Raw genomic sequence first — 23,351 nt, forward strand, 5'->3', positions numbered from 1 at the left:
AACGTCATGAACTCAGCGCTTGAAATCCTTCGCCGTGACTTCGGCGGCGACATCGTCGAACCGGGAGCGCCGGAGTACGCGTCGGCGAGTCGCTCGGTGCTGGCCTCGGGCAGTCCGGCTTATGTTCTACGGCCCAGGAGCGTCGGGGATGTGCGAGCAGGTGTCGGATTCGCCGCCGCCGCAGGGCTTGTGCTGTCGGTGCGAGGCGGCGGCCATGCCTTCGCGGGCTTCGGCACCAACGACGACGGCGTCGTGATCGACCTCAGCGGGCTCGCGAACGTCGAGGTCGTCGACAAGGAGCGTCATCTCGTACGGATCGGCGGCGGCGCCACCTGGGGACAGGTTGCCTCCGCCCTGGCCCCGCATGGGCTGGCGATCTCTTCGGGCGACACCAGGAGCGTCGGGGTCGGTGGGCTGACGTTGTCCGGCGGCATCGGCTGGAAGGTCAGGAAGTACGGCCTCGCGTTGGACAACGTGGTCGCGGCCGAGGTGGTCACCGCGGACGGACGGGTCGTGCATGCGAATGCGGAGGAGAACCCCGAGCTGTTCTGGGCGATTCGCGGTGGCGGGGGCAATTTCGGCATCGTGACCGCCTTCACGTTCGTGGCCCACCCGACGACGGACGTCTTCTTCGGCAGGATCGCCTTCCCGGCGTCGGAGGCGGCCACCGTGCTCCAGGGGTGGGCGGGCCACCTCCGCACCGCCCCCGAAGAGCTCACGAGCATCGCCAACCTCGCCAATCCCTTCGCCGGCGGCCCTCAGGCGCCGATCGAGATCCAGGTCGCCTTCGACGGCGATGACCCGCGGCTCGCGGCCCGGGCCGTCGATCCGATCCGCCGGCTCGGCACGCTGATCGGCGACGATGTGACGTTGAAGCCCTACGCCGACACGCTCGTGGACGGCGCCGTCGCGCCGCCGGGCGTTCATCTGGTCACGCGGAGCGCGTTCGTCGGCGAGGAGTCGGTGCCGGAGGTCCTTCGGATCCTTGCCGAGGCCGGGGCGGCGGAGGGGGCGCCGTTCATCGCCGTTCGCAGTGTCGGCGGCGCGGTGTCCCGAGTGCCGCAGGACGCCACCGCGTACGCGCATCGCCAGGCGGAGTTGCTGGTCGTGACCACCGTCGCGGGGCCGATGCCGGTCATCCAGTCCGCTCGGCCCGCTCTGGAGACGATCTGGAGCAGGCTCGCGCCTCACGTCAGCGGCGCCTACGCCAACTTCCTCGCTTCCGCCGGTGAGGAGGATGTCGCCGCCGTCTATCCGGCGCGGACCTACCGGCGGCTCGCGGCGGTCAAGCGCCAGTGGGACCCCGGCAATCTGTTCGCCCGCAACCACAACGTACGGCCCGCGTAGGTGGTGCGGACGGGCGAAGCCGTCCGAGGCGCCCGGCCGGTTCGGCTGACGTCGCCGGTCAGGGCGCGGTGTCGGGCAGGCAGACGGTGACGGCCTGGGGCACGACCTTGACGGTGATGCGCTTGACCCGGTCGCGGGCTCCCCCGTCCAGTTCGTACGCCATGGGGGTGCGGAGTTTGACCGATACCTTCCTGGCGCGGGTGATGCGGACGAAGGGGGATTTCTCGGCGTCGCCTGCGCTCATGCGGCCGAGGGTGCGGGCCCATTGGATGGGGCCTTCTGCGGTGGAGACGCCGACTTCGAGCCAGCCGTCGTCGTAGCGGGCGTCTTCGAAGACGTCGATGCCGCCGGTGACGGTGCCGACGTTGCCGACGAGTACGCAGCTGGCGTCGCCTTCGAACCAGTCGTTGTCGTCGATTTTGATCTTCATGGGGGTGACGGCGCCGCCGACGTGGCGCAGGCCGGTCCAGATGTAGGCGAAGCGGCCGAGGCGGTCCTTGAGGCCGCGGTCGGCGTCGGCGATCATCTCGGCGTCGAAGCCGACGCCTGCCATGACCGCGAAGTGCTCGCCGTTGATCTTGCCGAGGTCGAGTTTGGCGCGGCGGCCCTCGAAGCCGATCCGTACGGCCTCGGGGAGGTCTTCGGGGATGCCGAGGTTGCGGGCCAGGAGGTTGGCGGTCCCTGCGGGGACGATGGCGACGGTGGCGTCGCTGCCGGCGAGGGCGTCGACGCAGCGTTGCACGGTGCCGTCGCCGCCCCAGAGGAAGAACAGCTCCGCGCCGTCCTTGAGGGCCTGGCGGACCTTCTTGGGGGCCTTCTTGCTCTTGGGGACCTCGTACCAGAGCAGGTCCTCGACGTCGTAGCCGGTGATGAGCTTGCGGAGCTCGTCGAGGCCGCCGCCGACGGTCTTCTTGCGGTGCGCGATGACGGCGACACGGGGGGCCGGGGTCCGGGGGGTGGCAGGGGCGGCGGCGGAGTCGTCCGCGGGCCGCCGGTCAGCGGATTTCACCATGGACCGGCGGCTACCCGGATGGGGGCCGGTTAGGCGTCGGGCAGGGTGTAGTCGAGGAGGTAGTGGTGGCCGTCCTCCGCGCGGATGGTGCCCTCGCCGGTGAGGCCGGCCAGTTCGCCGGTGCCGCTGGTGGGGACGATCTGCCATTTCATCCACTGTTCGCCGTTGTGGCTGGCGGCGCTGTGCTGGAGGGCGAAGGTGCCCTTGCGGCCGTGGAGGGTGCCTTCGAAGTGTTCGACGCCGACGTAGGCGGCGGGGCCTTCTGGGGTGACGACGGTGAGGATCTCGGTGGTGCTGGTGCCGGCGAGGTCGCCGTGGAAGGTCTTGGCGATGTGGTTGCGGCCGAAGGTGGCGCCTGCCTTCTCCTCGGTGGCCAGGTCGGTCCAGTTGGTGATGTCGAAGGTGCCGGTGGCGTGTCCGTTCATGTGTCCAGCGTGCCGGGTGTTCCTGTCATCTTCTGTCAGGTACGGCGGTGTCTGACGGGTGAGGGGAAGGAGAAAGTTAGGCGAATGCCGTGAAGCCGGCCACTTTGCAGCCGTTCATGACAGATGATCGGAGGCATGGGTTTTCCCCGACCGGCCGTTCCGGTCCTCGCCGGCCGGTTCGTCCAGGCCCGGCCGGCGCGATGCTGATCTCTCCCTTCCCTTCGCAGGAGGGCCGCAGGACCGCGTACAAGGTGTTCGGGTCGGCCGCGACCGCCCCGCGCCGGGCGCGCGCGTTCGTACGGTGCCAGTTGCGGGGGTGGGAGCTCGCGGATCTGGCCGAGACGGCGGAGCTGGTCGTCTCCGAGCTGGTGACGAACGCGGTGCGGGCGACGGACGCCGTGGTCAGCCCGCCGGTGGCCTCGTCGATGTTCCCGGTGGCCCTGCGTACGGTGGCGTTGCGGGTGAGGGTGGCGCCGGAGCGGCGCAGCCTGTTCATCGAGGTGTGGGACGTCAGCGACCGTGAGCCGGCGCCGCGCGGCGAGGTGGGAGGCGAGCTGGGCGACAGCGGCCGGGGGCTCGTGCTGGTCGGCAGCCTGGCCCGGCGCTGGGGCCACTATTCGGCGCCGGATCGGGGCAAGATCGTGTGGTGTGAGCTGGCCATCTCGCCGGCGGAGGGGTCGCGTCCGCCGGGGGCGGCGGGTGTTCCGCCCCCGGGTCCCGGGCCGCGGGGGCGGTCGAGGGCGTCGGCAGGGGCGGCGGTGGAGGGGGCGCTGCCGCGGCGGGTGCGGCGGCATCCGGTGGGCGCGCGGGCGGACGGCCCGGACGAGGCGACGTTGCTGCGGGTGCTGGAGGGTCTGCGGGCGCTGGACGTGTCGGGTCCGGACCGCTGAGCCGCCCGCCCGAGGACGGGCGGCGGGTCAGGGGACGACGGTGACCGGCCAGCGGCCGGCGCGGACCAGGCGGAGCGCGACCGAGCCGATGAAGCGGTGGCCGGCCTGGGTGGAGGCTCCCACCACGACCGCGTCCGCCCTGATCTCGTCGGCGATCTTGGCGAGGACGCCGGCGGCGTCGCCGTACTCGGTGCGGAAGGTGTAGTCGACACGCGAGTGGGCGGTCTGGGCGAAGCGCTCGATTTGTGTGCGTAGGTCGGCGGCGATCTCCTCCCCCGCTTCGATCACCGAGGCGGACGCGGCCGGCATCATCGTGCTGATCGTTCCGGGATTGGTGACGTAGACGAGGACGACGTGCGAGCCCTGGCGGCGGGCGAGCCCCCAGGCGTACGCGGCGGCGCGCAGGGAGGTCTCCGAGCCGTCGATGCCGACGAGGATCACTCGCGGGCCGTCGGTGCCCAGCTCGAACGTGTTCACGCAAGTCAGCGTACGGCCATCGGTGGGCGTCTTGATACGGGCCCCGGAGCAGGTGGCGGCGTGCGGTCTTCGCGGGGTCGCCGGGGAGGCGGGGCGGGGCCCGGCCGGGGGGCGCGGATAACCTGTTGCGGAAATGTCGGGGCCGTTGGTTAGGGTCTCGGATCGTGGCTGATCAACCTCTGATCTACGCGCGTGGCCTGGTCAAACGCTTCGGGGAGTTCACCGCTGTCGACGGGATCGACCTCGACGTGGCGCCGGGAGAGGCGTTCGGTTTTCTCGGGCCCAACGGGGCCGGTAAGTCCTCGACCATGCGGATGATCGGGTGCGTGTCCACGCCCACGGCCGGGGAGCTGCGGATCCTGGGCATGGACGCGGTGCACGACGGGCCGAGGATCCGTGCGCGTCTGGGGGTGTGTCCTCAGCTCGACAATCTCGATCCCGACCTGACGGTGCGGGAGAACCTGGTGACCTACGCCCGTTATTTCGGGCTGTCGCGGGCGGAGAGCCGCAGGCGGGCCGACGAGTTGCTGGAGTTCGTGCAGCTCGGCGATCGTGCGGGCGGGAAGGTGGAGCCGCTGTCGGGTGGCATGAAGCGGCGGCTGACGATCGCGCGGGCGATGGTGAACGAGCCTGATCTCGTGCTGCTCGACGAGCCGACGACGGGGCTGGACCCGCAGGCCCGTCACCTGTTGTGGGAGCGGCTGTTCCGGCTCAAGCAGCGGGGCACCACGCTGGTGCTGACGACGCACTACATGGACGAGGCCGAGCAGTTGTGCGACCGGCTGGTCGTGATGGACGGCGGCAGGATCGTGGCGGAGGGGTCGCCGAGGTCGTTGATCGAGACCTATTCGACGGCCGAGGTGGTCGAGTTGCGTTTCCCCGGCATGCCGGAGGCGGGCTCGCGGTACGCGGCGGCGCTGGAGGGGGTGGGCAAGCGGGTGGATCCGCTGCCCGACCGGGTGCTGGTCTACGTGGACGACGGCGACGCCGCGCTGGCCGAGATCCAGCGGCGCGGGCTGGAGCCGTCGAGCGTGCTGGTGCGGCGGTCGACACTGGAGGATGTGTTCCTCCATCTGACGGGCCGGACGTTGGTGGACTGAGATGGCTGTGACCCACGCGGTGCATCCGACGATCGCGGTGCTGGAGCGGCACCTGACCCTCTACCGGCGGTTGTGGCAGGCGTCGGTGTTCTCCTCGTTCGTGCTGCCGGTGCTGTTCCTGCTGAGCATCGGCATCGGTGTGGGGGGTTACGTCGGCAGGGTGCAGGGAGTCGATTACCTGTCGTGGATCGTGCCGGGCGTGCTCGCGTCGACGGCCTTCCAGATCGCGGTGGGCGAGTCGACCTATTCGGTTCTGGGTGACTTCAAGTGGGTCCGGGCCTATCACGCGATGCGGGCGACGCCGGTGGGGCCGGCGGACATGGTCCGGGGTCACCTGCTCTATCTGGTGATCCGGGTGACGATCGCGGTCGTGGCCTTCCTGGTCGTGGTGGTGTTCTTCGGTGGGCTGCACTCGCCGTGGGCGCTGGTCACTCCGCTGGTGTGCGCGTTGCTGACGGTGTCGGTGGCGGCGCCGGTGACGGCGTTCGCCGCCACGATCGACCATGACAGTTACTTCTCGCTGCTGTTCCGGTTCGTGGTGATCCCTTCGACGTTGTTCGCGGGGGTGTTCTTCCCGGTCGAGCAGCTCACGGCGGTGTTGCGCCCGCTCGCGTACGCCTCGCCGCTGTGGCATGCGGTGGAGCTGTGCCGGGCGGCGACGCTCGGTCGCGCTCCGGCCTGGCCGATTCCGGTGCATGCCGGATATCTGCTGATGTGGACGGTGGCGGGTCTTTTCCTCGCGGTGCGGGCGTTCCGCCGGAAGCTGGAGGACTGATGGTGACGACGCTGGTGGCGTCCCGGCTGTCCCCCGGCCGGGTGGGCGCCGTCATCGGCCGCAACGTGGGGGCGCTGCGCTCGGGGCCGTCGTACTGGATCGTCCTTGTGTCGGGCTTCTTCGAGCCGCTGCTGTATCTGCTGTCGATCGGTGTCGGCGTCGGCGCGCTGGTCGGTGCGCTGACGGTGGACGGGCGGACGATGTCGTACGCGTCGTTCGTCGCCCCGGCGATGCTCGCGGTGTCGGCGATGTCGGGGGCGCTGGCCGAGACGACGTTCAATTTTTTCTTCAAGTTGAAATACATGAAGACGTTCGAGGCGGTGCTGGCGACGCCGGTGCGGCCCATCGAGATCGCGGTGGGCGAGCTGGTCTGGTCGATCGTCCGGGGTTCGCTCTACACCGCGATCTTCCTGGTCGTGATGGTGGCGATGGGGCTGGTGGAGCCCGGCTGGGCGCTGGCCGCGTTCCCGGCGACCGTGCTGGTGGGGTTGGCCTTCGGCGGGCTGGGGATGGCCGTCAGCACGCTGATGCGCGGCTGGCAGGATTTCGACCTGATGGGCACCGGGCAGTTCGCGTTGTTCCTGTTCTCCGGGACGTTCTCCCCCGTGCGGGACTATCCGGCCGGGGTCGAGGTGCTGATCCAGCTCACGCCGCTCTATCACGCGGTGGAGCTGGTGCGCGGCCTGTGCATGGGAGTGCTGGGGTGGGGGCTGCTGGGGCACGCGGCCTACCTGGTCGTGCTGGCCGGGGCGGGGATCTGGTTCGCCTCCCGGCGCCTGACCCGGGTCCTGTGTGACTGACAGTGCGCTACCCCCGCTCGCGTCGGCGTCCCCGCGGTCAGCCGGGAGACGGGTCGATCTGGACGCGGTCGCTGTCGCCGTCCGACAGGAACGAGGCCAGCGACCGCCCCTCATCGGCCACGGCGGCGCGGTCGGACCGGGAGAGGCGGCGCAGCGGGGTGACGGTCACGGTGCCGGCCGTGACGGTCCAGGTCGCGGCGACCCGCCCGTCCACCAGGACGACGCGGGCGCCGGCGACCGACAGGCCGCGGTGGGCGTCGTCGACGATGCGGCTGCGGTCGTGGTAGCCGAGAAGGGCGTTGTCGAACGCCGGCAGGAACCTCACGGGTGCGGGGGTGTCCGGGTCGGGACGCGGCGCGCCGGGCAGGTCCAGCAGTAGCCGCCCTCGTTCGTCGCGGAAGGCGATGAGTTCTCCGCGTACGGCTTCGACCGCGGCGGGCAGCCCGGCCAGCCCGCACCAGGCGCGCAGGTCGGCGGACGCGGCGGGCCCGTAGGCGGCCAGATAGCGGCGCACCAGAGCCTGGCCGGCCTGGTCGGAGCCGTCCGGAGGGAGCGGGGTGACGTCGCGCCCCAGCCATGTGGCGAGGGGAACGTTGCGTACCCCTGCTTTGGCACGCCACAGTCCGCGCGGGGGCAGCTGGGCCATCGGGATGAGCGCGGCGACGAGCAGCTCACCCAGCGCCCGGCGTGGCGGCGCGGGCCAGCGGTCGGCGAGCGCGTCGACGAGTTCGGCCATCGTGCGGGGCCGGCCGTCGGCCATGACCTCCCTGCCGGCCGCCGCCACCTCGTCGGGATCGAGTCCGGCGAGTTCACGGCGGTAGGTGGTCAGCACCCGCTGGCGCAGCATGGCGTCGTGCCGGGCGCGCCAGGCCAGTGCGTCGCCGGCGGTGACGAGGTGGACGGTGCGGCGCATCAGGTGGGTGCGCACCACGTGCCGTCCGGTCAGCAGGCCGTCCAAGGTCGCGGGGTGGAAGGCGCGCACCCGCGACCACAGCCCGGCGAACGGCTCCTGCGGTTCCTGTGCCTGCATGCCGCACAGGTGCGCGACGACGTCGAGGACCGGTGTGTCGGTGCGGTCGAGCAGGAACTGCCGGGCGAGCGTGGCGCGGTTGAGGGCGCGGCTGTCGAGGACCGTCATGGTGTCAGGCCGCGGCCCGGTCGCCTGCCGGGCGTCTGCGCAGCGCCGGGTGGGTGACGGGCGGCGGGTCGTAGGAGATGTCGAGGGGGCCGACGTCGGTCCCGGGCGGGACGATTTCGTCGATCTTGTCGAGGATGTCGTCGCCGAGTGTGACGGCGGCGCCCGCCAGCAGGTCCTCGAGCTGCTCCATGGTGCGGGGGCCGATGATGGCCGCGCTGACGTCGGGGTGGGTGGTGGCGAAGGCCATCGCCATGTGGGCCAGGGACATGCCGGCTTCTTCGGCCAGGGTGATGAGCTGTTCGACGGCGTCGAGCTTGCGCTCGTCGGTCAGGTGCTTGGGCACCCAGTGCATCCTGGCGTTGTCCTCCCGGGGGGCGCCCTTGCGGTAGCGGCCGCTCAGCAGGCCCGACGACAGCGGGCCCCACACGAGCACGCCCAGGCCGTAGCGCCGGCAGACGGGCAGGACCTCTCGTTCGATCCCCCGGTTGAGGATGGAGTACGTCGGCTGCTCGGTGCGGAGCCGGTGCAGAGCACGCCGCTCGGACACCCACTGCGCCTCGACGATCTCGGAGGGCGGCAGGTTCGAGGAGCCGATGACGCGGACCTTGCCGCTGCGCACCAGATCGGTCAGCGCGGACAGGGTCTCCTCGATGTCGGTGCGGGGGTCGGGGTGATGGATCTGGTAGAGGTCGATGTAGTCGGTCTGCAGGCGGCGCAGCGAGTGCTCGACCTCGGCGATGATCCACCGCCGTGAGCTGCCGTGGCGGTTGGGGCCCTCCCCCATCCGGCCGTTGAACTTGGTGGCCAGCACGACGTCGTCACGCCGTCCTTTGAGGGCCTTGCCGACGATCACCTCGGTCTCGCTGTAGCCGTACACGTCGGCGGTGTCGACGAAGTTGATGCCGGCGTCCAGCGCCCGGTGGGTCATGCGGACGCAGTCGTCGTGGTCGGGGTTGCCCACTGGGCCGAACATCATGGTGCCCAGGCAGTAGGCACTGACCTCGATGCCGGTTCGCCCCAGCTCGCGCATTCTCACAGTGGTCCGATTCCTCTTCGATTCAGGGGAGGAGAGGGGTGCGGCAGACGGGCGGATGCACCGCCGCACCCCTCCGTGGGGGTCAGTCGTTTGTGTTCAGCCGTTGTGCTCAGCCGTTGTACGGGGCCGCGACGTCCAAGACCCAGACGACGCCGAAGCGGTCCTTGAGCATGCCGTAGAGCGGCGCCCACTGCGCGGGGCCCAGCGGCTGCACGATGGTCGCGCCGACGGCCAGCTTGCCCCAGAGGGCGGTGATCTCGTCGGTGTCGTCGCCGCGTACGGAGACGAAGACGGCGTTCTCGCCCGGGTTCCATGGCATGTGGGAGGGCACGTCGTAGGCCATGACGTGGAAGCCGTTGCCCGCGAGCACCTGGCCCCACATCACCCAGTCCGCCTCGTCCGGGTTCTGTACGTTGCCCGCGTCCTTGTAGGTCACGGCGACGAGGTCTCCGCCGAAGACGGAGTGATAGAAGTCGAGCGCTGCGCGGGCGTCGCCGCGGAAGTTCAGGTGGGTCGTGGTGGTGACGGACATGATGGCTCCCAGCATTCGATCAGTTGGAAAAGCGCCGGACGAGCTCGGGTCAGAAGCGGCCGGGCGCGCGCCGCTGGCGATCCCCGCTGTCGTCACCACCCCCGGAGTAGCGGACGGGCGCTCTCTGCCCGGGAGGATGGCGACCTGCGGTGATCGTGCTTCTGTTCGACCTCGGTCGGCGTCGATGACCTCACAGTTCCATGCGTAGAGGACAGGAAGTGTCCTCTACCGGGGCAGGATGAGATTCATGCCGAAGACGTCCGCGCGACTGCTCGCGCTTCTCTCGCTGCTGCAGACCCGTCGTAACTGGTCGGGCGAGGACCTGGCCGCGCGGCTGCAGATCAGTGCGCGCACGGTCCGCCGTGACGTGGACCGTCTCCGCGAGCTCGGTTACCCGATCACGACCTTCAAGGGGCCCGACGGCGGATATCGGCTCGACGCCGGTTCGCAGTTGCCTCCGCTGCTGTTCGACGACGACCAGGCCGTCGCCCTCGCCGTGGCCCTCCAGACAGCCGCCGCGACCGGCGCCGGCATCGAGGAGGCCGCCGCCCGTGCGCTCAACACCGTGCGGCAGGTCATGCCCGCACGGCTGCGCCACCGGATCGACACCCTCCAGGTCACCGCCGTCGAGCGGCCCGCGACGCGGCCGGAGGCACAGGTCGACAGCGGCGTGCTCATGGCGCTCAGCGCCGCCGTCCACGCCGGTGAGGTGCTGCGCTTCGACTACGCGGCCGCATCTCCGCCGGGGGCGGACGACGACGGTGTGCTGACGCCGCCGCGCCGGGTGGAGCCTCATCATCTCGTCACCTGGGGCGGGCGCTGGTATCTCGTCGCCTGGGACCTCGACCGCGAGGATTGGCGTACCTTCCGCGCCGATCGGATCACCCCGCGCTCCCCCACGGGGCCGCGTTTCATCCCGCGCGAGCTGCCCGGCGGTGACGTGGCCGCCTTCGTGACCGGCAGGTTCCGGGGCTTCGACGGCTCCGGCGACTGGCCCTGCCGCGGTGAGGTGATCCTCGGGCTGCCCGCCGCCACCGTGTCCCGATACACGCGCGACGGAGTGGTGGAGGAGCTCGGCCCGGACCGCTGCCGGCTCGTCCTGGGCTCGTGGTCATGGGTCGGCCTGGCCGCCGCCGTCGGCAGGTTCGACGCCGACATCGAGGTCGTCGGCCCGGCCGAGCTCAGGGAGGCTTTCGCGCATCTGGCCCGCCGCTACGCCAGGGCCGCGAGCGACGCTCGCCTCAACTCCGGGCGTGAGTAGTTGAGGTACAGGACATCCGGGTGAAACTGATCTCGGTTAGTCATCACACTTCGCGGTGCTGATTGCGAACCGGCTGATCAACCTCGCCCGGCGGGCCTCGGACCGGGGCCGTCTGGCGAGGCTGCCCCAGTCGGAGACAGGCGGCCCGCATTCTTGGCGAAGGTGTCGAATCCTGCAGAACCTCGACGGTGGGGTTAAGCCAGAGATGGTCGCGACCGACAACGCCTCGTACTCCGACATGGCCTTCGGCCTGTACAAGATGCCCGGCTTCCGCTTCGCCTCGCGCTTCCGGGAGCTGGACGACCAGCGGTCCTGACGTGCAGACCTGCCCGACGGGAGGGCCCGGTCGCCGGGTATGGGCCGCTGGAGGCCGTCGCCTGCACCAAGGTGAACCTCAAGCGCCACCCCTTCCGAGGACGAGCTCAACCAGACGGCACGACCGAGGACCACACGCCGAACCACTGCTCGGCGCCGTACTCCTCAAACCGCTCCACCTCGGTGAACCCCAGCTTCGCCGCCAGGCGCATCGAGCGGTCGTTGGCGGTCTGGGTGCAGAGCACCACCGGCTCGCCGGGAAGCGCGCCGGCGAACCAGTCGAGTGCCGCCGCGCACGCCTCGGTGGCGTACCCACATCCCCACGCCTCCGGCAGGAACATGTAGCCGAGCTCGGCCTCCCCGGCATCCGGACGGACGTGACCCGGACGCTCCGCGTCGCGACGGTCGAACGTGATGATGCCGATCATCGCTCCGTCGAGATCGACCACGAAAAGGCCGGGGCGCCGCCTGGGCACCTCAGGCACCGCGCGCTCGAACTCATCACGCGGTCGAGGGCCACCGATGTAGGTGCCCACCTCTGGCGAGGTGAACAGCTCGATGATCGCCTCACGGTCCTGGGCCTCGGGCTCACGGAGCAGGAGCCGCTCGGTCCGTATCGGGGCAGGTGGCCAGGCAACGGGTCCAAGGTCAGTCATGGCGGGCAACCTATCGGCAGCATCCCTGGCCGACGCCCGCCGTCGCCTGACGTCCCTGCTCAGCGCGCGCGTCCCACGTTGCCCGAGTCAGGGCAGGGGTGCGACCTCGACGCCCGGAGCCACGATGCGCAGGTCGACCAGGCGGTCGCTCACAACCGGCCAGCCATAGTGGACCCTGAAGGCGACGTGCGCGAGCGTCGCGTCAGCCGCGCCGAGGTCGGCAAGCGCAACGATCCGGAGCGGTGGCGTCGGCTGGACGAGGCCGCGGCCGCCGCTATCGCTGCGGGGGCCAGGAGCGAGGGGTGTCGGAGCGAATAGGGGCACCGGGCGCCGGATTGGTGCCTTTGTCTCATAACGGGTAAAGCGGAGGTGCCGCCGCCGAGAACCCGGCCGTCGAGCACTTTTTCATTCCGGCGCGAGCGCTGTCCCGGATTCCATTGATAGATCTTCTGCCGGGTGTCATATTCGCCATGCAGGCCGCTACGCGAGTGCCGTGGGAGCAACATGTCGTGGACTCCATGGACGGAAATCGACGGACTCTGGCAAAGTGCTCCGGCGGCCGCGCGGGAGCGCACGGCGGTCGTCCATCTGTTCGCCAAAGAGCACGAACCCGGACAGAACTGGTGGCACAGGGAGTTTCCCTGGGACGACAGCCGATGGGAGAACATCGGCCAGCCGTACGCGGTTTCCACATACGCTCAGGGTGCCGCGGCGGCCTGGGGCGAGCAGTTGATGCTGTTCGTCAACGGCGGATCGAGACTGCAATACGTGTACCGGGACGGCGGCTGGCACGGCTGGCAGGATCTAGGCAGACCGGCCGAGGCCTGGCTCGCCTCCTCACCGGCCGCGTGCTCCTGGGAGGGGCGCTACGACGTTGTCGCCGTGGGTTCCGACCTCGCGATGTATCACCGGACGTATGCCAACGGATGGTCCGATTGGGAGAACCTCGGCGGGCACTTCCGGAGGGCCACGCCGGCGATCGCGTCGTGGGGACCCGGCCGCCTGGACGTATTCGCGGTAGGCGACGATCGCGGTATTCACCACAAGTGGCGTGACGGCGGCGGCTGGTCCGGCTGGGAGTTCATCGGCGGCATCACCGACCTGGGATTGGCCGCCTGCTCCTGGGGACCCGGGCGTATCGACGTGTTCCACACCGGTACTGATCAAGCTGTCTATCACAAATGGTTCGAGAACGGCTGGTCCGGCTGGGAGAACCTCGGCGGGATCACCTTCCAGGGACCGACGTGTGTTGCTCCGTTCTCGCAGGGACTGCAGGTGTTTCACCTGGGCCGGGAGAGCACCATCTGGCGTCGGTCTTTCCCTTTCTAGAGCCCTCGCTCACGATCGAGGTCCTCACGAGGAAGGCGTCGGCCTGGCCCACCCTGTTGGCTTGAACGCGGCCACGGTGATGGCGGTACGGCCGGGGCCGGCGCGGGCCGTTCCGGGGATGACAGCCCCGGCTACTCGCTCCGGGACTTCGTGGGCGCCTCGCCGGGAACGGCCGCGCTCGCCTGGATGCCGTCCAGGAGCCACTGGAGGCCGAGGGCGAAGCTGGTGTCCCAGTCACCGTCCACGACCAGGGGACCATGGGCGGCGAGGACGGGATACCGGTCGCTCTCGGCGCGGAACCGCTCACGGGCGGCCTGTCCTGTGGCCTGCTCTCCCCCGGCCGTCCAGGTCGCCTGCATGAGCGCGGACCCGATGACGTAGTTGGACAGCCCGTACGCCGCGGCGGTCAGGTGGGGTTCGGCGACCCCGGCGTTCACGAGGGTGGCGTACAGGAACTCGCTGCGGGCGAGCACGTTGGGGCCGAGCATCGGGCGGCCCAGCAGCGCCGCCGACCAGGGGTGGTCCAGGAGGACGGCGCGCCACCGGGTGATCAGTGCGGTGACGGCGGCACGCCAGTCGCGGCCGTCGTCCGCGGGGATCTCGACCGCCGCGAAGATCGCGTCGAGGGCGAGGTCGAGGACGTCGTCCTTGGTCTTCAGGTGCCAGTACAAGGTGGTCGAGCCGGTGCCGAGGCGCTCGGCGAGCCGGCGCATGGTCAGCCGGTCGGTGCCCTCCTCGTCCAGGAGTGCGACGGCCTCCTCGATGATCCGTTCCCGGCTGAGCGGGGGTGCCTCGCGCGCCGCCCGCGCGGGCGGCCGCAGCCACACGTCCCCGGCCGATCCCGAACCTTTCCCCGCCACTTCGCTCCTCCTCCTCGCTCCGAGGCGAGTCTAGTATGGTGATCGAGCACTGGATCATTGATCCGGTGACTGGAACGTCGGTCCGGATGGTGGGGAGGAACGACGGTGGCGGGACATGTGGAGGTGGACCGGCTCACCTACGTGCTGCCGGACGGGCGGCTACTCCTGCACGAGGTGTCGTTCCGCGTCGGCGAGGGCGTCAAGGCCGGGCTGGTGGGGCCGAATGGCGCGGGCAAGACCACGCTGCTGCGGCTGATCGCCGGAGATCTGCGCCCGGACGACGGCCGGGTGAGCCACTCGGGCGGGCTGGGGGTGATGCGGCAGTTCATCGGTGGTGTCCGTGACGACCGGACCCTGCACGACCTGCTGTTGTCCGTGGCTCCGGAGCGGGTCAGGACCGCCGCGGTGGCCCTCCGGCGGGCGGAGTCGGCGCTGGCGGAGCGTGACGACGAGGCGGCGCAACTGGCCTACGCGCAGGCGATCGGCGACTACGCCGACGCCGGCGGCTACGACATGGAGGTGGTGTGGGACACCTGCGCGACGGCGGCGCTGGGCCTGCCTTACGATGCGGTCCGGCGGCGGCCGGTGAGCACCCTGTCGGGCGGGGAGCAGAAGCGGGTCGTGCTGGAGGCGCTGCTGCGCGGCCCCGACCAGGTGCTGCTGCTGGACGAGCCGGACAACTACCTGGACGTGCCCGCCAAGCAATGGCTGGAGGGGCGGCTGCGTGCCACGTCGAAGACGGTGCTGCTGGTCTCCCACGACCGGCGGTTGCTGGCCGAGGTCGCGGACCGCATCGTCACGGTGGAGTCGCGCGGCGTGTGGGTGCACGGCGGGGGTTTCGCCACCTACGCCCAGGGCCGCCGTGACCGCATCGACCGGCTGGAGGAGCGGCGGCGCCGCTGGGACGAGGAGCACGCCAAGCTCAGGCGCCTGGTGCAGACCCTCCGGCAGACGGCGGCCAACAACGACGCGCTGTCGTCCGCCTACCGGGCCGCCCGCACCCGGCTGGAACGGTTCGAGCAGGCGGGGCCGCCCGAACGCCCGCCCAGGCGGCAGAACGTGCGGATACGGTTGCGCGGCGGCCGGACCGGCAAACGCGCCGTGGTCTGCGAGGGCCTGGAGCTCACCGGGCTGATGCGGCCGTTCGACGTGGAGATCTGGTACGGCGAGCGCGTGGGCGTCCTCGGGTCGAACGGCTCGGGCAAGTCGCACTTCCTGCGGCTGCTGGCCGAGGCCGCCGACAGCGCGGTCCCCAGAGGCGCGGCTCCCCCGGTGCGCCACAGCGGTTCCGTACGGCTGGGCGCGCGGGTGGTGCCCGGCCACTTCGTGCAGACCCATGCCCGGCCCGAGCTGCATGGACGCACCCCCGCCGAGCTGGTGACGTCCGGGCATGCGCTCACGCTGAACGATGCGATGGCCGCGCTGGCCCGCTACGAGCTCGCGCCGGCCGCCGGGCAGCCGTTCGAGACCCTGTCCGGCGGGCAGCAGGCGCGGTTGCAGATCCTGCTGCTGGAGCTGTCGGGGGCGACCCTGCTGCTGCTCGACGAACCGACCGACAATCTCGACCTGGCCAGTGCCGAGGCCCTGCAACAGGGGCTGGCGTCCTTCTCCGGCACGGTCCTGGCCGTCACGCACGACCGCTGGTTCGCCGCCGACTTCGACCGCTTCCTCGTCTTCGGCGCTGACGGGACGGTGTACGAGAGCGCCGAGCCGGTGTGGGACGAGGCCCGGGTCAGGCGTGGACACTGACGCCGTGCCGTCAGGACGGGCAGGCGCGCGCACGGCCGGCCGGGCACACCGTGCGCGGCGGGCCGGGCGCGGGAACCGCGGCCAGGGCCAGCTCGTTCCGCGGCCGCGTCAGGAGACGCAGACGCAGAACTCGTTGCCCTCGGGATCGCGCCAGACCTGCCAGAGGTTCTCGTGCATCTCCCCTACCGGTGTGGCTCCGAGCGCGGCGGCGCGGGCGACGGCGCCGGCGAAGTCGTCGGCGACCAGATCCAGGTGGATGCGGTTCTTCACGGTCTTGGGTTCGGGGACCCGTTGCAGGGCCAGATCGGGACCGAGACTGATCCAGTCGTCCTCGCGGCGGGTGATGTCCCGCTCCAGCAGCCGGCTCCAGAACCCGGCGAGCCCGTCGAGGTCGTTGGCGTCGATGACCACGCCACCCAGGCGAATGCTCATTCTTCCCCCTCGGCGTACCGATTGATCGTGGCTGGACCCGTTGTCCAGGCCGGTACGGATCTCGACCATGGCAGAAGGAGGATCTTCCGAGGAAGAGGCAGGGATCGCACGCATGAACCCGGTTGTCATACGCCGTCTCGGCGGCGAGGACTGGCCTACCTGGCGCCGTCTGCGGCTGGCGGCACTCGCGTGTCCCGGCGGACCGGGCCGGGGCCGTCGAGCTCTTCGGCATGTGGGTGCGTCCCGAGGTCATACCAACTCCATCCGCGCGACCCGGGCCTGCGCAAGTACGTCATGGTCAAGGGCGTCGGCGAACGCTGACGCCTGTTTCCCCGGTGGCTCGCACGGGTGGTGCCGTCGATGCCGGGCAGTGCGCCGTCCGGGCATGGGGCTGTGGGCGGCAGTCGCGCGGCCGGGTTGGCCTGCGGGCGTACGTCTCCGGGCCGATGCCGCCTCTGCGGCGGCCGGTTAGTCTCGCGGCATGGACCCCCTAACGGCCACCCCGTCGCCTGCGCGCGCCGCTCGCCGCGGCGTTGTTCGCGAGAGGGCACACCGGCGATGACGAGAACGAAGGCCGCGGCCTGGGCGGGGGGTGTCGCCTACCTCCTCATGGTGGGCCTGCTGGTGGGGGGCGCGACGGGGGCGCCGGGCACGGTCCAGGCTGCCGGTTCCCTGCTCGCCGTGAGCCTGCTCGCCGGTATGGTGCGGCGGAAGCCGCTGCTGGCACTGGCGATGGCGCTGTTCGGATCCACTGCTGTGGTGGTGGGCAGTCGGGGCTCCGTCTATGAGAGCCTGGCGACGGCGTACCAGGGCCGGTTCCTGTCGTATCTGGCGGTGGAACTCGTCCTGGGCTTCGTCGTCGCCACCTGCGCACGCCGGGCTTCGATCGTCGCCTCGGCCGTGTCTTTCACCGTGCAACTCCTGGTGATCGGCGGCTTCTCAGGCGGGAACGACCTGACCGTCAACGGGGTCATCGCGCTCCTGGCGATGGCCGCATCGTGCATGGCCGGCCTCCTGATTCGCGAGCGCCGCGAACACGCGGCGGCGCTGCGTGCGCAGGAGGTGGCCGAGGCCGTGACCGCCGAACGGCTGCGGATCGCACGGGAGCTGCACGACATGGTCGCGCACAGCATCGGCATCATCACCATCCAGGCCGGTGTGGGGAGCCGGGTCATACAGACCCAGCCGGCGGAGGCCGGCGAGGCGCTGCGCGCCATCGAGGCCACCAGCAGGCAGACCCTGTCGAGCCTTCGGCGCACGCTTGTGGCGCTCCGTCAGGCCGGCGGGGGCGCGATCGGCTCGGAGCGGTCGCCGCTCGCACCCTCGCCGGGCCTGGCAGACGTCGAACAACTGGCGGCGGTGACCGCGGACGCGGGGGTGCGGGTCGACGTGCGCCGTAGTGGGGAGCAGCGTCCTTTGCCGGCGGACATCGATCTGGCCGCCTACCGCATCGTGCAGGAGGCGCTGACCAACGTGGTCCGCCACGCGGGCACCGGCCACTGCCGGGTGGCCATCGACTTCGGGGACGAGGAGCTGTCGGTGGAGGTCGTCGACGACGGGTGCGGCGCCACCGGAAACGGATCGGCGCACGGCTTCGGCATCGTCGGCATGCGGGAGCGGGCCGGCCTGCTCAACGGCCACCTCAGCGCCGGGCCGCGCCCCGAGGGCGGCTTCCGGGTGGCGGCCCGGCTGCCGCTGCCCGAACCCGCCCCAGTCGCGGTGGAGGCCCCATGACCGTCCGGATCCTGCTCGCCGACGACCAGCCGCTGGTGCGGTCCGGGCTGCGCGTGCTCATCGCCGACCACCCCGACCTGGAGGTCGTCGGTGAGGCCGCCACCGGCGCCGAAGCGGTGCGGCTGGTCGGCGACCTCGGCCCCGACGTCGTGGTGATGGACATCAGGATGCCCGGCATGGACGGCATCGAGGCCACCCGCCGGATCACGGCCGGCCCGGCGACGACCCGCGTCCTCGTCCTGACCACATTCGACGAGGACGACCACGTGTACGGCGCGCTCCGGGCCGGCGCGAGCGGCTTCGTGGTCAAGGACATGGCGCTGGACGACATCCTCGCGGCGATCCGCGTGGTCGCCGCCGGCGACGCGCTCATCGCGCCGAGCGTGACGCGCCGTCTGATCGCGGACTTCGTCCGGCGCCCCGGAGCCGCCCCGGGGCGCTCCCAACGGCCGATCGAGGGCATCACCGAGCGGGAACGCGAAGTGCTGACCCTGGTCGGGCGGGGCCGGTCGAACACGGAGATCGCGGAGGACCTCTTCATCACGGTGGCCACCGCAAAGTCGCACGTGTCACGGCTACTCACCAAGCTGGGCGCCCGCGACCGGGTCCAGCTCGTGATCACAGCCTATGAGCTGGGGCTCGTGACGCTGCCGCGCTGACGGCGTCCCCGGGCTCATGGCGGAGTCCGGACGCGGGTGTTCCTCAATCCCCGTCCTCGCCGGGACCGGGAGGTGGCGCGGAGGCGGTCATCCGTTCGATGATCTTCTTCAGCGCGCTGTGCAGGTGGCGCCGCTCCTCGTCGGTGAGGGTGGCGGTGGCGTGTTCGGCCAGCAGGCGCCTGGCCTCGGCGATCGGTTGTTCCGCGGCGCGGGCCTTCGGGGTCAGGTGGAGCCGGACGAGCCTGCCGTCCGCCGGGTCGCGGCGCCGTACGAGCAGTCCGGCCGCCTCCATGCGGGTGGCGGTGTTGACGACGGTCGGGGTGGTGACCTGCAGGCGGGCCGCCAGCTCCCCCGGCGTCAGCCCGTCGGTCTCCCACAGGACCTCCAGCACGAGGTTCTGTCCCACGCGCACGCCGTGGCGGCTCATGGCCTCGTCCGCCGCCGCACGTAACAGCTTCTGCGCCCGTGTGAGCAGCCTCAGCACTTCGGTCACCTGGCCATCCTACGATTCGTTTGCCTGCTAGCGATCTCGCCGTTACGCTGATCATTAGCTTGCTATCGAATGGGAGGGATCCGGATGATCCTCGTGACGGGCGGCCGCGGCTTCATCGGCGCGCACACCGTGCGGGCCCTGCTCGACCTCGGCGAACGCTGCGTGCTCGGCCAGCGGGCGGCGGGACCGCCGCCGGCCCTGGTGAACGAGCGGGAGGTGCGGGACGGGCGGGCCGTGGTGGAGCCGATGGACTGCACCGACCCCGGCAGCGTCCTGGCGGTCGGCAGACGTCACCGCGTCACCGGCATCGTGCACCTGGCCGCGGCGGGAATGGGCGCATCGGCGCCACTGGACGAGCTGTCGGCGAACACGGCCGGGCTGTTCACCGTGCTGCGCGCCGCGCGGGAGTGGGGCGTCGGCCGCGTCGTCGTCGCGAGCACGATCGGCGTGTACGCGGGGGTCGCGGGCCCCGCCCTCCGCGAGGACACCCCGTTGCCGGTCGGGAGCCCGCATCCGATCCCGGCCGGCAAGAAGATCGCCGAAATCGTCGCCGACGTCGCCGCATCATCCGGGCTGGACGTGGTCGCCGCCCGGATCGGGGCGATCTGGGGTCCGCTGGGCAGGCCGTCCTCGCCATTCTTCGCCGCGCCCCGGCTCGTCCACGCCGCCGCGCGCCACGCGGCGGCCGACGGCGGCGCGAGCGTCTCCGCCGTCTCCCCTGCCGCCCCCGGCGAGGGCGGCACCCCAGGCGAGGCGGCGCCCTCCTACGCGGGGGACGCGATCGACATGTGCTACGCGCGCGACTGCGGGCGGGCGCTCGCGCTCCTGCAGACGACCGCGGCGCTACGCCACCGCACCTACAACATCGGCGGCGGGCGGGCCGTCGCCAACCAGGAAGTCGCCGCCGCCATCGGCAGGGCCGTGCCGGGGGCGGCACCCGTACTGCTTCCCGGGCGCTCCCCGGGAGCGCCCGCCGTGGACGCCTGTCTCGACATCTCCCGGCTGCAAGAGGACACCGGCTACGCCCCCGGCTACGACCTCGACCGGGCCGTGGCCGACTACGTCGGCTGGCTGCGGGCGGGCAACTCCCGCTGATCGCCACGCGCGCGGGATAATGCCGGGCATGTACGGGGAGAGGGCGTCGCGTGTGCGGGACGCGGTGCTGTGGTGGAGCACCTCCCCCGGCTCCGGAGCCGCCGAGCGGCGCGTGCTGCCGGACGGGTGCATGGACGTGATCTGGGCGGACGGCGTGCTGCTGGTGGCGGGGCCGGACACCGCCGCACACGTGGTGACCGACCGGCCCGGCGCCCGCTACGTGGGGCTGCGCTTCGGCCCGGGCACCGGCCCGATGGTCTTCGGGGTCCCGGCGCACGAGCTGCGCGACCGGCGGGTGCCGCTGGCCGACCTGTGGCAGGGCGCCGAGGCACGGCGGCTGACCGAGCGGGCGGGCGAGGCCGCCGATTCGGGCCGTTGCCTTGGCGCGGTGTTGGAGGAGGAGGCGGCGCGCCGGCTGGGCGCTGCACCCCGCCCTGTGGACGCCGCTCTCGTCGGCGCCGTCATGGAGGGCGTGCGTGCGGGACTGCCGGTGGCGCAGATCGCCGCCGGCGCGGGGATCGGCGAGCGGCGGCTGCACCGGCGGTGCCTGGAGGCGTTCGGGTACGGGCCGCGGACGCTCGGCCGCATCCTGCGGATGAACCGGGCGGTGGACCTGGCCCGCGGGGGCACGCCGTTCGCCACGGTGGCCGCCGTGGCCGGGTACGCCGACCAGGCCCACCTGTCTCGTGAGGTGAGGTCGCTGACCGGCGTGACCCTCGGCGCGCTGATCGGCTGACGCCGTCAGCCGGCGGGCAGGGCGGCGAACAGGTCCACTCCATTGCCGTCCGGGTCGTGCACCGTCGCGTAGCGCTGCCCCCAGAATGCGTCCCACGGCGGCAGGTGTCCCTCGTATCCGGCCTTGACCAGGTCCTCGTACAGGCGGTCGACCTCCTCCGGGCTGTCGCAGCGGAAGGCGAGCCCCATGCGCGGCCCGCCGTACGCGGGAGACCAGGAAGGGTCGAACGAGCGGACGGTCGCGACGGTGTCCCAGGCGAGGCGCAGCCCGCCGGGAAGGGTCACCTCGACGTGGGGCTCGGTGTCGGCGGAGGGCGGGATGTCCAGCCCGAGCCGCCGGTAGAAGGACAGGGAGGCGGCCATGTCGGTCACGACCAGGCCGATGAGATCGAACGCAGGTGCCATGACGGCCACGGTAGGAGGCGGCCGGGTCCGCCGTCTTGAACGTATCGGACACTCAGCGCAGTCGTGGCCGTCAGCGTCCCCCCGCCGGGGCGGCCGTGGCGGCGGCGCGTCGCCAGGCGGTACCGCGCAGGAGGCGCAGGCCGTTGAGGCCCACGATGACGGTGGAGCCTTCGTGCCCGGCGACGCCGAGCGGCAGTGGCAGGTCGCCGAGCAGGTCCCAGGCCGCCAGTACGGCGATGAACGTGGCGGCGATGGCGAGGTTGGCGATGACCAGGCGGCGGGCGCGGCGGGCCAGGGCGATCACCGCGGGGATGGTGGCCAGCTCGTCGCGGGTGATGACGGCGTCGGCGGCTTCCAGGGTCAGGTCGGCGCCGGTGTGGCCCATCGCGATGCCGGTGTGTGCGGTGGCCAGGGCGGGGGCGTCGTTGACGCCGTCGCCGACAAGCGCCACCCGTGTCCCTTGCTGTTGCAGGTCGCGTACGGCGTCGACCTTGTGGTCGGGCAGCAGGCCGGCGCGGACGTCGGTGATGCCGGTCTGTGCGGCCAGGTGGGCGGCGGCGCGGGGGTTGTCCCCGGTCAGCAGCACCGGCGGCGCCGGGATGAGGGCGCGAAGGCGGGCCACGGCGTCGGGTGCGCCGGGCCGGATGCGGTCGGCCAGGGCCAGCACTGCGGCCGGGCGGCCGTCCAGCAGCATCACCACGGCGGTGTGCCCGCCGTCTTCGAGCTCGGCCGCCAGGGCGCGGGCCGGGCCGGCCTCGGCGTCCCCCTCGGGGAGCAGGTGCGCGGGGCTGCCGATCTCGACCAGGTGACCGGCGACGTGGGCGCGCACGCCCCGTCCGGGCACCGCGGTGAAGCCGGTGGCCGGGGGCAGGCGCAGCCCTTTGCCGCGGGCGGCGGCGGTGACGGCCCGGCCGAGCGGGTGTTCCGAGCCGTCCTCGGCGGCGGCCGCGAGCGTGAGCAGTTCGTCCTCGCTGAGGCCGCTGCCGGGCAGGGCGCGGATGTGGGTCAGGTGCGGGCGCCCCTCGGTGAGCGTGCCGGTCTTGTCGAAGGCCACCTGGGTGACGTCGGCGAGCTGTTCCATCACCACCGCCGATTTGACCAGCACACCGTGGCGGCCGGCGGTGGCGATGGCGGCCAGCAGCGGCGGCATGGTGGCCAGCACCACCGCGCACGGCGAGGCGACGATCATGAACGTCATCGCGCGGAGCAGACTGCCCTGCAGGTCCTGACCCAGCGCGAGGGGGATCGCGAACAGCGCGAGGGTGGCGGCGACCATGACCACCGAGTAGCGCTGCTCGACCTTCTCGATGAACAGTTGCGTGCGGGCCTTGGTGGCGCTGGCCTGCTCGACCATGGCCACGATCCGGGCGATCACCGTCTCGCCGGCCGGGCGGCCCACCCGCACCCGCAGCATCCCGGCGCCGTTGACGGTGCCGGCGAACACCTCGTCGCCGGTCTGCTTGTCCACCGGGATGCTCTCGCCGGTGATGGTCGCCTGGTCGACGTCGCCGGCCCCGTCGACCACCAGACCGTCGGCGCCGATGCGCTCCCCGGGCCGGACCACGATGACGTCGCCGACGGCCAGATCGGCGGTCTCGACGACCTCCTCCTGTCCCGCCGGATCCAGCCGGTTGGCCTTGTCGGGGGCGAGGGTCAGCAGGGTGCGTACCGAGTCGGCGGTGCGCTTGGTCGCCACGGCCTCCAGCGCACCGGAGGTGGCGAAGATGACGATCAGCAGCGCGCCGTCGAAGACCTGTCCGATCGCGGCGGCGCCGATCGCCGCGGCGACCATCAGCAGGTCGACATCCAGCGTCCGCTCACGCAACGCCCGCAGCCCGGCCAGGCCCGGCTCCCACCCACCGGCGGCATAGCAGGCCAGATACAGTCCCCACCACAGCCAGGAGGGCGCCCCGGCCAGCTGGCAGACGCCGCCGGCGGCGAACAGAACGGTCGCCGCGATGGCCCAGCGCACCTCGGGCAGTGATCCGGCCCCGGACTGCCACCAGCCCCTTGGGCGGCCGGGTGCGGCGTCGGCCCGGGGAGCGGGGCGCGTGGTCAGGTCTGTCGTCACCCTTCCAGCTTATATGCGCAGTCAT

Annotated in this window: 25 protein-coding genes; 13 read left to right on the forward strand and 12 right to left on the reverse strand. The window is 71.7% G+C overall.

Features of this window, described 5'->3' with window-relative positions; translation table 11 throughout:
• The first annotated feature begins 6 nt into the window (after positions 1-6).
• On the forward strand, positions 7-1,347 hold the full coding sequence (locus Msi02_RS13165) for an FAD-binding oxidoreductase (RefSeq protein WP_204048606.1): 1,341 nt from the start codon (positions 7-9) through the stop codon (positions 1,345-1,347).
• A 58-nt stretch (positions 1,348-1,405) separates the two neighbouring features.
• On the opposite strand, the gene Msi02_RS13170 is transcribed toward Msi02_RS13165, so the two are convergent.
• Both Msi02_RS13170 and Msi02_RS13175 read right to left on the reverse strand, forming a co-directional pair.
• Entirely contained in the window at positions 1,406-2,359 is a 954-nt protein-coding gene (locus tag Msi02_RS13170) for a diacylglycerol/lipid kinase family protein (protein ID WP_204048607.1), read from the reverse strand.
• Positions 2,360-2,388: 29 nt separating this feature from the next.
• Positions 2,389-2,784, reverse strand: a complete 396-nt coding sequence (locus Msi02_RS13175; protein WP_204048608.1) for a DUF3224 domain-containing protein — start codon at positions 2,782-2,784, stop codon at positions 2,389-2,391.
• Positions 2,785-2,984: 200 nt separating this feature from the next.
• On the opposite strand from Msi02_RS13175, the gene Msi02_RS13180 reads away from it, so the two are divergent.
• Entirely contained in the window at positions 2,985-3,674 is a 690-nt protein-coding gene (locus Msi02_RS13180; RefSeq protein ID WP_204048609.1) for an ATP-binding protein, read from the forward strand.
• Between the two features lie 27 nt (positions 3,675-3,701).
• Here the strand turns inward: Msi02_RS13180 and Msi02_RS13185 are convergent, their stop codons facing one another.
• Entirely contained in the window at positions 3,702-4,151 is a 450-nt protein-coding gene (locus Msi02_RS13185) for a universal stress protein (RefSeq protein WP_239108371.1), read from the reverse strand.
• Between the two features lie 164 nt (positions 4,152-4,315).
• On the opposite strand from Msi02_RS13185, the gene Msi02_RS13190 reads away from it, so the two are divergent.
• The 3 genes from Msi02_RS13190 to Msi02_RS13200 are packed head-to-tail and all read left to right on the forward strand — an operon-like array spanning position 4,316 to position 6,826.
• Positions 4,316-5,251: an ABC transporter ATP-binding protein gene (locus tag Msi02_RS13190; protein WP_239108372.1), complete on the forward strand. Its 936-nt coding sequence runs from the start codon at positions 4,316-4,318 to the stop codon at positions 5,249-5,251.
• 1 nt (position 5,252) lies between these two features.
• Positions 5,253-6,026, forward strand: coding sequence for an ABC transporter permease (locus tag Msi02_RS13195; protein WP_204048610.1), 774 nt, complete (start codon positions 5,253-5,255; stop codon positions 6,024-6,026).
• Positions 6,026-6,826 carry an ABC transporter permease gene (locus tag Msi02_RS13200; protein WP_204048611.1) on the forward strand — a complete coding sequence of 267 codons (801 nt, stop codon included), beginning with the start codon at positions 6,026-6,028 and terminating at the stop codon, positions 6,824-6,826. Before Msi02_RS13195 ends, Msi02_RS13200 begins: the two co-directional genes overlap by 1 nt.
• A gap of 37 nt (positions 6,827-6,863) precedes the next feature.
• Here the strand turns inward: Msi02_RS13200 and Msi02_RS13205 are convergent, their stop codons facing one another.
• The 3 genes from Msi02_RS13205 to Msi02_RS13215 form a co-directional block, all read right to left on the reverse strand.
• Positions 6,864-7,964: a winged helix DNA-binding domain-containing protein gene (locus Msi02_RS13205; protein ID WP_204048612.1), complete on the reverse strand. Its 1,101-nt coding sequence runs from the start codon at positions 7,962-7,964 to the stop codon at positions 6,864-6,866.
• A gap of 4 nt (positions 7,965-7,968) precedes the next feature.
• Entirely contained in the window at positions 7,969-8,994 is a 1,026-nt protein-coding gene (locus Msi02_RS13210) for an aldo/keto reductase (protein ID WP_239108389.1), read from the reverse strand.
• A gap of 115 nt (positions 8,995-9,109) precedes the next feature.
• Positions 9,110-9,532 (reverse strand): VOC family protein, encoded by a 423-nt coding sequence (locus Msi02_RS13215; protein WP_204048614.1) that lies wholly within the window; start codon positions 9,530-9,532, stop codon positions 9,110-9,112.
• Between the two features lie 247 nt (positions 9,533-9,779).
• Here Msi02_RS13215 and Msi02_RS13220 point away from each other — a divergent pair, with 247 nt between their 5' ends.
• Together Msi02_RS13220 and Msi02_RS43955 are read left to right on the forward strand one after the other, a co-directional pair.
• Positions 9,780-10,793 carry a helix-turn-helix transcriptional regulator gene (locus Msi02_RS13220; protein ID WP_204048615.1) on the forward strand — a complete coding sequence of 338 codons (1,014 nt, stop codon included), beginning with the start codon at positions 9,780-9,782 and terminating at the stop codon, positions 10,791-10,793.
• A 55-nt stretch (positions 10,794-10,848) separates the two neighbouring features.
• Positions 10,849-11,109, forward strand: a complete 261-nt coding sequence (locus tag Msi02_RS43955; protein WP_275414129.1) for a Tn3 family transposase — start codon at positions 10,849-10,851, stop codon at positions 11,107-11,109.
• A gap of 106 nt (positions 11,110-11,215) precedes the next feature.
• Here Msi02_RS43955 and Msi02_RS13230 read toward each other — a convergent pair whose 3' ends face one another.
• Complete coding sequence (locus tag Msi02_RS13230) at positions 11,216-11,764, reverse strand: GNAT family N-acetyltransferase (protein WP_204048617.1); 549 nt, start codon at positions 11,762-11,764, stop codon at positions 11,216-11,218.
• Between the two features lie 504 nt (positions 11,765-12,268).
• Here Msi02_RS13230 and Msi02_RS13235 point away from each other — a divergent pair.
• Positions 12,269-13,093 (forward strand): DUF8189 domain-containing protein, encoded by an 825-nt coding sequence (locus tag Msi02_RS13235; protein ID WP_204048618.1) that lies wholly within the window; start codon positions 12,269-12,271, stop codon positions 13,091-13,093.
• A gap of 131 nt (positions 13,094-13,224) precedes the next feature.
• Here the strand turns inward: Msi02_RS13235 and Msi02_RS13240 are convergent, their stop codons facing one another.
• Complete coding sequence (locus Msi02_RS13240; protein ID WP_204048619.1) at positions 13,225-13,953, reverse strand: TetR/AcrR family transcriptional regulator; 729 nt, start codon at positions 13,951-13,953, stop codon at positions 13,225-13,227.
• A 105-nt stretch (positions 13,954-14,058) separates the two neighbouring features.
• Between Msi02_RS13240 and Msi02_RS13245 the strand changes: the two genes are divergently transcribed.
• Positions 14,059-15,702 (forward strand): ABC-F family ATP-binding cassette domain-containing protein, encoded by a 1,644-nt coding sequence (locus tag Msi02_RS13245; RefSeq protein ID WP_204048620.1) that lies wholly within the window; start codon positions 14,059-14,061, stop codon positions 15,700-15,702.
• A 108-nt stretch (positions 15,703-15,810) separates the two neighbouring features.
• Here the strand turns inward: Msi02_RS13245 and Msi02_RS13250 are convergent, their stop codons facing one another.
• Positions 15,811-16,134 carry a VOC family protein gene (locus Msi02_RS13250; RefSeq protein ID WP_079314060.1) on the reverse strand — a complete coding sequence of 108 codons (324 nt, stop codon included), beginning with the start codon at positions 16,132-16,134 and terminating at the stop codon, positions 15,811-15,813.
• A 558-nt stretch (positions 16,135-16,692) separates the two neighbouring features.
• On the opposite strand from Msi02_RS13250, the gene Msi02_RS13255 reads away from it, so the two are divergent.
• A complete protein-coding gene (locus tag Msi02_RS13255; protein ID WP_204048621.1) occupies positions 16,693-17,868 on the forward strand; it encodes a sensor histidine kinase in 1,176 nt (391 codons plus the stop codon).
• Positions 17,865-18,527, forward strand: coding sequence for a response regulator (locus Msi02_RS13260; RefSeq protein WP_204048622.1), 663 nt, complete (start codon positions 17,865-17,867; stop codon positions 18,525-18,527). The genes Msi02_RS13255 and Msi02_RS13260 overlap by 4 nt, the downstream gene beginning before the upstream one ends.
• Before the next feature lie 43 nt (positions 18,528-18,570).
• Here Msi02_RS13260 and Msi02_RS13265 read toward each other — a convergent pair whose 3' ends face one another.
• Positions 18,571-19,020, reverse strand: coding sequence for a MarR family winged helix-turn-helix transcriptional regulator (locus Msi02_RS13265; RefSeq protein ID WP_079314056.1), 450 nt, complete (start codon positions 19,018-19,020; stop codon positions 18,571-18,573).
• A gap of 84 nt (positions 19,021-19,104) precedes the next feature.
• Between Msi02_RS13265 and Msi02_RS13270 the strand changes: the two genes are divergently transcribed.
• Positions 19,105-20,115 carry an NAD-dependent epimerase/dehydratase family protein gene (locus Msi02_RS13270; RefSeq protein WP_204048623.1) on the forward strand — a complete coding sequence of 337 codons (1,011 nt, stop codon included), beginning with the start codon at positions 19,105-19,107 and terminating at the stop codon, positions 20,113-20,115.
• A 28-nt stretch (positions 20,116-20,143) separates the two neighbouring features.
• Entirely contained in the window at positions 20,144-20,851 is a 708-nt protein-coding gene (locus Msi02_RS13275; protein WP_204048624.1) for a helix-turn-helix transcriptional regulator, read from the forward strand.
• Positions 20,852-20,856: 5 nt separating this feature from the next.
• Here Msi02_RS13275 and Msi02_RS13280 read toward each other — a convergent pair whose 3' ends face one another.
• Both Msi02_RS13280 and Msi02_RS13285 read right to left on the reverse strand, forming a co-directional pair.
• Entirely contained in the window at positions 20,857-21,255 is a 399-nt protein-coding gene (locus tag Msi02_RS13280) for a VOC family protein (RefSeq protein ID WP_079314075.1), read from the reverse strand.
• A 70-nt stretch (positions 21,256-21,325) separates the two neighbouring features.
• Positions 21,326-23,326: a heavy metal translocating P-type ATPase gene (locus Msi02_RS13285; RefSeq protein ID WP_275414130.1), complete on the reverse strand. Its 2,001-nt coding sequence runs from the start codon at positions 23,324-23,326 to the stop codon at positions 21,326-21,328.
• Positions 23,327-23,351: the final 25 nt, after the last annotated feature.

It is taken from the genome of Microbispora siamensis, assembly GCF_016863095.1.
Taxonomy (GTDB): Bacteria; Actinomycetota; Actinomycetes; order Streptosporangiales; family Streptosporangiaceae; genus Microbispora; species Microbispora siamensis.